Genomic DNA, 6,270 nt, shown 5'->3' on the forward strand with positions numbered 1-6,270 from the left:
TGAGTGATGCCTATTGGGTTTAAAACGGCCGAACGACGACCAGAATTACGATAGCCAGCAATATCAGAACGGGCACTTCATTGAACCAGCGATAATAGACATGGCTGCGGGTGTTTTCGCCACGGGCAAAACGCTTCACCTGAGCACCGCACATGTGGTGGTAACCGATCAGCAAAACCACCAGGGTCAGCTTGGCATGCATCCAGCCACCCTGGCTGAAATAGGCTCCCGGATTGAGGCTGATCAGCCAGCCGCCGAAGATCAGCGTTGCGATCATTGCAGGGCCCATGATCCCGCGATACAACTTGCGCTCCATGATGCTGAAGCGTTCTTTGCTGACAGTGTCTTCGCTTTGCGCGTGGTAAACAAACAGGCGCGGCAGGTAAAACAGGCCGGCAAACCAGCACACGACACTGATGATGTGAAAGGCTTTAAGCCACAGATAGAGCATTTTCAGTTATCCCCAGGTTCACGGTAGCCCGGATAGTAGAGGCTTGAGCCTCCGGTCGTCACCTTGCCGGTTGTCGCAGGCGCGCGCGGCCCCTATTATCGACGGCTTTCCAGTGGGTTCGTTGAGGGCAGGTTTATGGTCAAGGTCGGTATCGTCGGCGGCACGGGTTACACAGGTGTCGAACTGTTGCGTCTGTTGGCACAACATCCGCAAGCTGAAGTGGTTGTGATCACTTCCCGATCCGAGGCCGGCCTGGCCGTGGCTGATATGTATCCGAACCTGCGAGGTCACTATGACGGCTTGGCGTTCAGTGTTCCGGACATCAAGACCTTGGGTGCTTGCGACGTGGTGTTCTTTGCAACACCTCACGGCGTTGCGCACGCTCTGGCCGGTGAGTTGCTGGCGGCTGGGACCAAGGTCATCGACCTCTCTGCGGATTTCCGCCTGCAAGACGCTGATGAATGGGCCAAGTGGTACGGTCAGCCCCATGGCGCGCCAGGGTTGCTGGACGAAGCGGTTTACGGTCTTCCGGAAGTCAACCGCGAGCAAATCAAAAAAGCGCGCCTGATTGCCGTGCCGGGTTGCTATCCGACCGCAACACAGTTGGGTTTCCTGCCACTGCTTGAGGCGGGCCTGGCCGATGCTTCACGCCTCATCGCCGATTGCAAATCCGGTGTCAGCGGTGCCGGTCGTGGCGCAGCTGTAGGTTCGTTGTACTCCGAAACGTCGGAAAGCATGAAGGCTTACGCGGTCAAAGGTCACCGTCACTTGCCGGAAATTCGCCAAGGCCTGCGTCGTGCAGCGGGCAAGGATGTTGGCTTGACCTTCGTTCCGCACCTGACGCCGATGATTCGTGGTATCCACTCGACACTCTACGCGACAGTCGTGGATCGCTCTGTCGATCTGCAGGCATTGTTTGAAAAGCGCTATGCCAATGAGCCGTTCGTCGACGTGATGCCAGCTGGTAGCCATCCGGAAACCCGCAGCGTACGTGGCGCCAACGTGTGTCGTATTGCAGTGCATCGTCCGCAGGATGGTGATCTGGTGGTCGTATTGTCGGTGATCGACAATCTGGTTAAAGGCGCGTCGGGCCAGGCAGTTCAGAACATGAACATCCTGTTCGGGCTGGATGAGCGACTGGGCCTGTCCCACGCTGGCATGTTGCCGTAAGGCTTCACTGCGCATAGTGAAAAGGCCCGTTGAGTGGGCCTTTTTGCATTCCGGGCTGACGGTTGGGATGGTTGATATACCATAACAATAGTTGACCGATTTTCTAGGACAAGCGGATAATGCGCGTCATCACGCATTATGGCGGCGTAACGCCGGGAGATAGTCAGCATGAGCGTCGAATCCTTCACCCCCACGGCTTTGCAATTTACCCACGGTGCCGCGCACAAGGTGAAGAGCCTGGTCGATGAAGAGGGGAATGATCGCTTGAAGCTGCGCGTATTTGTTACGGGCGGCGGTTGTTCAGGTTTTCAGTACGGCTTCACCTTCGATGAAGAAGTGGCCGATGACGACACCATCGTCGAACGAGAAGGTGTGAGTCTGGTTGTCGATCCGATGAGCTTTCAGTACCTGGCAGGTGCCGAGGTGGATTATCAGGAAGGTCTGGAAGGTTCGCGTTTCGTCATCAAGAACCCGAACGCGACCACCACGTGTGGCTGTGGCTCTTCGTTCTCGATCTGATCAGCTTCCCGGAACATCAAAACGCCGCAGGGCCTTACAGCTCTGCGGCGTTTTGCTGTCTGGCGTTCAAGCAGGGTAGATAGCGCCCAGTACTCGCAAGCCGCGAGCGCCGGTGACGCTCGGGCGGTTGGCGGCAATGCCTTCGAGGCAGCAGTGGGCCAGCCAGGCGAAGGCCATGGCTTCGACCCAGTCCGGGTCTACACCGTAAGCGGATGTGCTGCTGACTTTCGCCTTCGGCAACAGGCTGGCCAGACGATTCATCAGCGTGGTGTTATGCGCACCACCGCCGCAGACCAGTACTTCCTGGGTGTTTGCTTGGGCGCTTTGCAGTGACTCAGCGATGGTCAATACGGTCAGCTCGAGCAGCGTTGCCTGTACGTCTTCGGTGGCGAAAGTTGGCAACTGTGAAAGATGCTGCATTAGCCATGGCAGGTTGAACACTTCGCGGCCGGTACTTTTCGGGCCTTTGGTCACAAAGAACGGATCGCCAAGCAGTGCCTTCAACAAGATCGGTTCAACCTTGCCGCAGGCGGCCCATTGGCCGTCACGGTCATAGTTATCACCGCGTTGCAGGTGAATCCAGGCATCCATCAGCACATTCCCCGGCCCGCAGTCGAAACCGGCTACCGGTTTGCCTGGTTCGATCAGGCTGAGATTGCTAAAGCCGCCGATGTTCAGCACTGCGCGATTGCCGGTTCGTTCTTCGAATAACGCTTCGTGAAAGGCAGGAACCAGTGGTGCGCCTTGCCCCCCGGCAGCGACGTCGCGGCTGCGGAAGTCGCAGACTACCGTGATGCCGGTCAATTCGGTCAACAGGGCCGGGTTGCCGATCTGCACCGTGAAGCCTCGCGCCGGTTCGTGGCGAATGGTCTGCCCGTGACTGCCGATCGCGCGAATGTCATCAGGGTTAAGGTGATGTTGAGCAAGGAGGGTGTGAATGCCTTGTGCTGCGAGTTTCACCCAGTTCTGTTGGGCGATGGCGGAACGGGCAATTTCGTCCGGACCGCTGGCGCATAAGCCGAGCAGCTCGGTGCGTAGGGATTCGGGCATGGGGATGTAGTGCGTGGCGATCAGCTTGATCGCCGGAGACTGTTCGATCAGCGCAATGTCCAGCCCATCAAGACTGGTGCCGGACATCACGCCTACGTAAAGCGCCATGGCTTAGCGCTTCGAAGCCAGCATGGTGGCCTTCTCTTGGTCCATGCGGGCCATCAGTGGCTGGCTCTGGGCTAGGAAGCGTGCGCGCTCTGCCTTGGAGATCGGGTCGGCCATTGCCACTTTCTGCCCCAGTGGATCGACATGCACGCCATTGACCTGGAACTCGTAGTGCAGGTGCGGCCCGGTAGACAGGCCGGTGGTGCCGATGTAGCCAATCACCTGGCCCTGTTTGACGGAGCTGCCCGTCTGCACGCCTTTGGCGAAGCCCTGCATGTGACCGTACAGCGTGCGGTAGGTATTGCCGTGCTGGATGATCACGGTGTTGCCGTAACCGCCGCGACGTCCGGCCAGCAAGACCTTACCGTCACCGGCTGCCTTGATCGGCGTACCGCGTGGGGCGGCGTAGTCGACGCCTTTGTGTGCGCGGATCTTGTTCAGGATCGGGTGCTTGCGGCCCATGGAGAACTTCGAGCTGATGCGCGCGAAGTCTACCGGGGTGCGAATGAACGCCTTGCGCATGCTGTTGCCGTCAGCGGTGTAGTAGCTGCTGTTGCCTTGTTTGTTGGTGTAGCGAACGGCGGTATAGGTCTTGCCACGGTTGGTGAACCGGGCGGACAGGATCGGCCCGTTACCGACGGCTTTGCCATTGACGACTTTTTGTTCGTAGATCACGTCGAACTCGTCACCCTGGCGAATGTCCTGGGCGAAGTCGACGTCGTAGCCAAACACGCTGGCCATGTCCATGGTCAGGCTATGGGACAGGCCGGCACGGGCGGCGGACTGTGACAGCGAGCTATTGATCACACCGTGAACATAAGCGGAGCGTACGGTTGGCTTGGAGGTAATGCGGTTGAACGTGTAGCCCTTGTCATTCTTGGTCAGCGTAATGGTTTCCAAGTCGCTGACTTTGCTGTGCAGGTTGATCAGTTGGCCGTCCGGACCCAGTTCGAATTCGAGTTTCTGCCCGTGCTTGAGCTGACTGAATTGCTTGGCCTGCTTGTCGCTGGCCAGCACTTCATGCACCGAGGTGGCGGGAAGGCCGACCTTCTCGAACAGCGTGGAGAGGGTGTCGCCCTTGGCGACGATCACTTCCCTGTGGTTTGGCGTCTTCTTTTCTTCTGCGACCGGTGCCGGAGCGGCTTGAACGGTTTCCTGAGTGTCTTGCGCGCTGTCATCGATCTGCGCGAATGGAGACACTGCTGGTTCATTTGTGGCTTGGACGGCCTCGGCAGCGTCTTGATCTTGTGTCAGTTGTTCAGCAGGGCTTTCCAGTTCAAGACTCAGGGTCGTCTTTTTGGCTTCAACATCACTGGAAGGAAATACCAGAAGCGCCAGGCTCAGAAGAGCGGCTATGCCACTTGCTGCGAGCAGATGGGTCTTCGGGTAAAGCGGTGGCGCTTTAGACGATTCTTTGGTCATAGATAATGTTTGACTTTGAAAAAGATGAATTGGAAAAGATGAATGACATGATGAATATGAAATAACTGTATAAAATATAACCAAATCATCTCTGAAGCAAGTCTATGGACACTCTATCCGTGGATTGGCGTCCGTGCGCCGGGCAAACCTTGTATTTGACGTGCGATCTTGTATGGTTGGTTCCCTTTGAATCTGAGCCTTGCGGGTCTGTTATGAAGTCGGTTGAAGAGCAGCTAGCGCTGATCAAACGTGGTGCGGAAGAACTGTTGGTCGAGTCCGAGCTGATTGAAAAGCTCAAGCGCGGCCAGCCGCTGCGAATTAAGGCAGGCTTCGATCCGACCGCGCCGGATCTGCACCTGGGTCATACCGTGCTTATTAATAAGCTGCGTCAGTTCCAGGAGTTGGGGCACCAGGTGATCTTCCTGATCGGCGACTTCACCGGGATGATTGGTGATCCAAGTGGCAAGAGTGCAACGCGTCCTCCGCTTACTCGCGAGCAGGTTCTCGAGAATGCCGAGACCTACAAGACTCAGGTTTTCAAGATTCTTGATCCGGCAAAGACAGAGGTGGCATTCAACTCCACCTGGATGGATCAGATGGGGCCGGCAGACTTCATTCGTCTGACTTCGCAGTACACCGTCGCACGTATGCTCGAGCGCGATGACTTCGACAAGCGTTACACCACCAATCAGCCAATCGCCATTCACGAGTTCCTCTATCCGCTGGTTCAGGGGTATGACTCGGTTGCCTTGCGTGCGGATGTCGAGCTGGGTGGCACCGATCAGAAGTTCAATTTGCTGATGGGGCGCGAGCTGCAGCGCGGTTATGGTCAGGAAGCTCAGTGCATCCTGACCATGCCATTGCTCGAAGGGTTGGATGGCGTGAAGAAGATGTCCAAGTCTTTGGGCAATTACGTTGGTATCCAAGAAGCGCCAGGCGTGATGTATGGCAAGTTGGTTTCCATTCCTGATGCCTTGATGTGGCGTTACTTCGAATTGCTCAGCTTCCGCTCCATGGATGAAATCAATGCATTCCGTGCTGATGTAGAGGCGGGTGCCAATCCGCGTGATATCAAGATCAAGCTGGCTGAAGAGATTGTTGCGCGTTTCCATGGTGAGGAGGCGGCGGCCAATGCCCATCGTGCGGCGGGCAACCGTATGAAGGGTGGTGAGTTGCCGGATGATTTGCCTGAGATCGAATTGACCGCTGCCGAGGATATGCCGATCGCCGCCGTCCTTAATAAGGCAGGTCTGGTAAAAAACTCGGCTGTTGCGCGGGATCTGCTCGGTTCTGGAGGTGTGCGTATCGATGGTGAGGTTGTGGATCGCTCCTTTGTATATGCCCTGGGTGCGACCCATGTTTGCCAGGCTGGGAAGAAGGCATTTGCGCGTATTACGCTCAAGTCCGAATAAAACTGAAATAAAGAGTTGACGGCGAATTTTAGTTCTCTATAATTCGCCCCACTTCCGGCGCAGTCGAAACGGAAAACTCCTTGGTAAACAACGAGTTACGCAGTTTTCGGCAGTAGGTTGCTTCAGGTCATCGAAGCTGAA

The 6,270-nt window shown here is 56.6% G+C and carries 6 protein-coding genes; 3 read left to right on the forward strand and 3 right to left on the reverse strand.

The genetic code is table 11. The features are described from left to right. Positions 1 to 19 precede the first annotated feature (19 nt). Positions 20 to 451 (reverse strand): protoporphyrinogen oxidase HemJ, encoded by a 432-nt coding sequence (gene hemJ / locus ACSFE6_RS10625; protein WP_435427551.1) that lies wholly within the window; start codon positions 449 to 451, stop codon positions 20 to 22. Positions 452 to 586: 135 nt separating this feature from the next. Here hemJ and argC point away from each other — a divergent pair, with 135 nt between their 5' ends. Both argC and erpA read left to right on the forward strand, forming a co-directional pair. Then, complete coding sequence (argC, locus tag ACSFE6_RS10630; protein WP_435427552.1) at positions 587 to 1,621, forward strand: N-acetyl-gamma-glutamyl-phosphate reductase; 1,035 nt, start codon at positions 587 to 589, stop codon at positions 1,619 to 1,621. A 168-nt stretch (positions 1,622 to 1,789) separates the two neighbouring features. Then, positions 1,790 to 2,140 carry an iron-sulfur cluster insertion protein ErpA gene (gene erpA, locus ACSFE6_RS10635; protein ID WP_007906865.1) on the forward strand — a complete coding sequence of 117 codons (351 nt, stop codon included), beginning with the start codon at positions 1,790 to 1,792 and terminating at the stop codon, positions 2,138 to 2,140. Positions 2,141 to 2,206: 66 nt separating this feature from the next. On the opposite strand, the gene ACSFE6_RS10640 is transcribed toward erpA, so the two are convergent. Both ACSFE6_RS10640 and ACSFE6_RS10645 read right to left on the reverse strand, forming a co-directional pair. Beyond that, positions 2,207 to 3,298 carry an anhydro-N-acetylmuramic acid kinase gene (locus tag ACSFE6_RS10640; protein WP_435427553.1) on the reverse strand — a complete coding sequence of 364 codons (1,092 nt, stop codon included), beginning with the start codon at positions 3,296 to 3,298 and terminating at the stop codon, positions 2,207 to 2,209. A gap of 3 nt (positions 3,299 to 3,301) precedes the next feature. Next, positions 3,302 to 4,717, reverse strand: a complete 1,416-nt coding sequence (locus tag ACSFE6_RS10645) for a peptidoglycan DD-metalloendopeptidase family protein (protein WP_435427554.1) — start codon at positions 4,715 to 4,717, stop codon at positions 3,302 to 3,304. Between the two features lie 212 nt (positions 4,718 to 4,929). Between ACSFE6_RS10645 and tyrS the strand changes: the two genes are divergently transcribed. Next, positions 4,930 to 6,129 (forward strand): tyrosine--tRNA ligase, encoded by a 1,200-nt coding sequence (tyrS, locus tag ACSFE6_RS10650; protein WP_435427555.1) that lies wholly within the window; start codon positions 4,930 to 4,932, stop codon positions 6,127 to 6,129. Positions 6,130 to 6,270 lie beyond the last annotated feature (141 nt).

The organism is Pseudomonas baetica, assembly GCF_051216495.1.
In the GTDB taxonomy this organism is placed as follows: Bacteria; Pseudomonadota; Gammaproteobacteria; order Pseudomonadales; family Pseudomonadaceae; genus Aquipseudomonas; species Aquipseudomonas baetica_B.

Coding starts and splice junctions, on each gene's coding strand:
- erpA (WP_007906865.1), top strand. CDS start 1,790: ATGAGCGTCGAATCCTTCACCCCCACGGCTTTGCAATTTACCCACGGT.
- argC (WP_435427552.1), top strand. CDS start 587: ATGGTCAAGGTCGGTATCGTCGGCGGCACGGGTTACACAGGTGTCGAA.
- tyrS (WP_435427555.1), top strand. CDS start 4,930: ATGAAGTCGGTTGAAGAGCAGCTAGCGCTGATCAAACGTGGTGCGGAA.
- ACSFE6_RS10645 (WP_435427554.1), bottom strand. CDS start 4,717: ATGACCAAAGAATCGTCTAAAGCGCCACCGCTTTACCCGAAGACCCAT.
- hemJ (WP_435427551.1), bottom strand. CDS start 451: ATGCTCTATCTGTGGCTTAAAGCCTTTCACATCATCAGTGTCGTGTGC.
- ACSFE6_RS10640 (WP_435427553.1), bottom strand. CDS start 3,298: ATGGCGCTTTACGTAGGCGTGATGTCCGGCACCAGTCTTGATGGGCTG.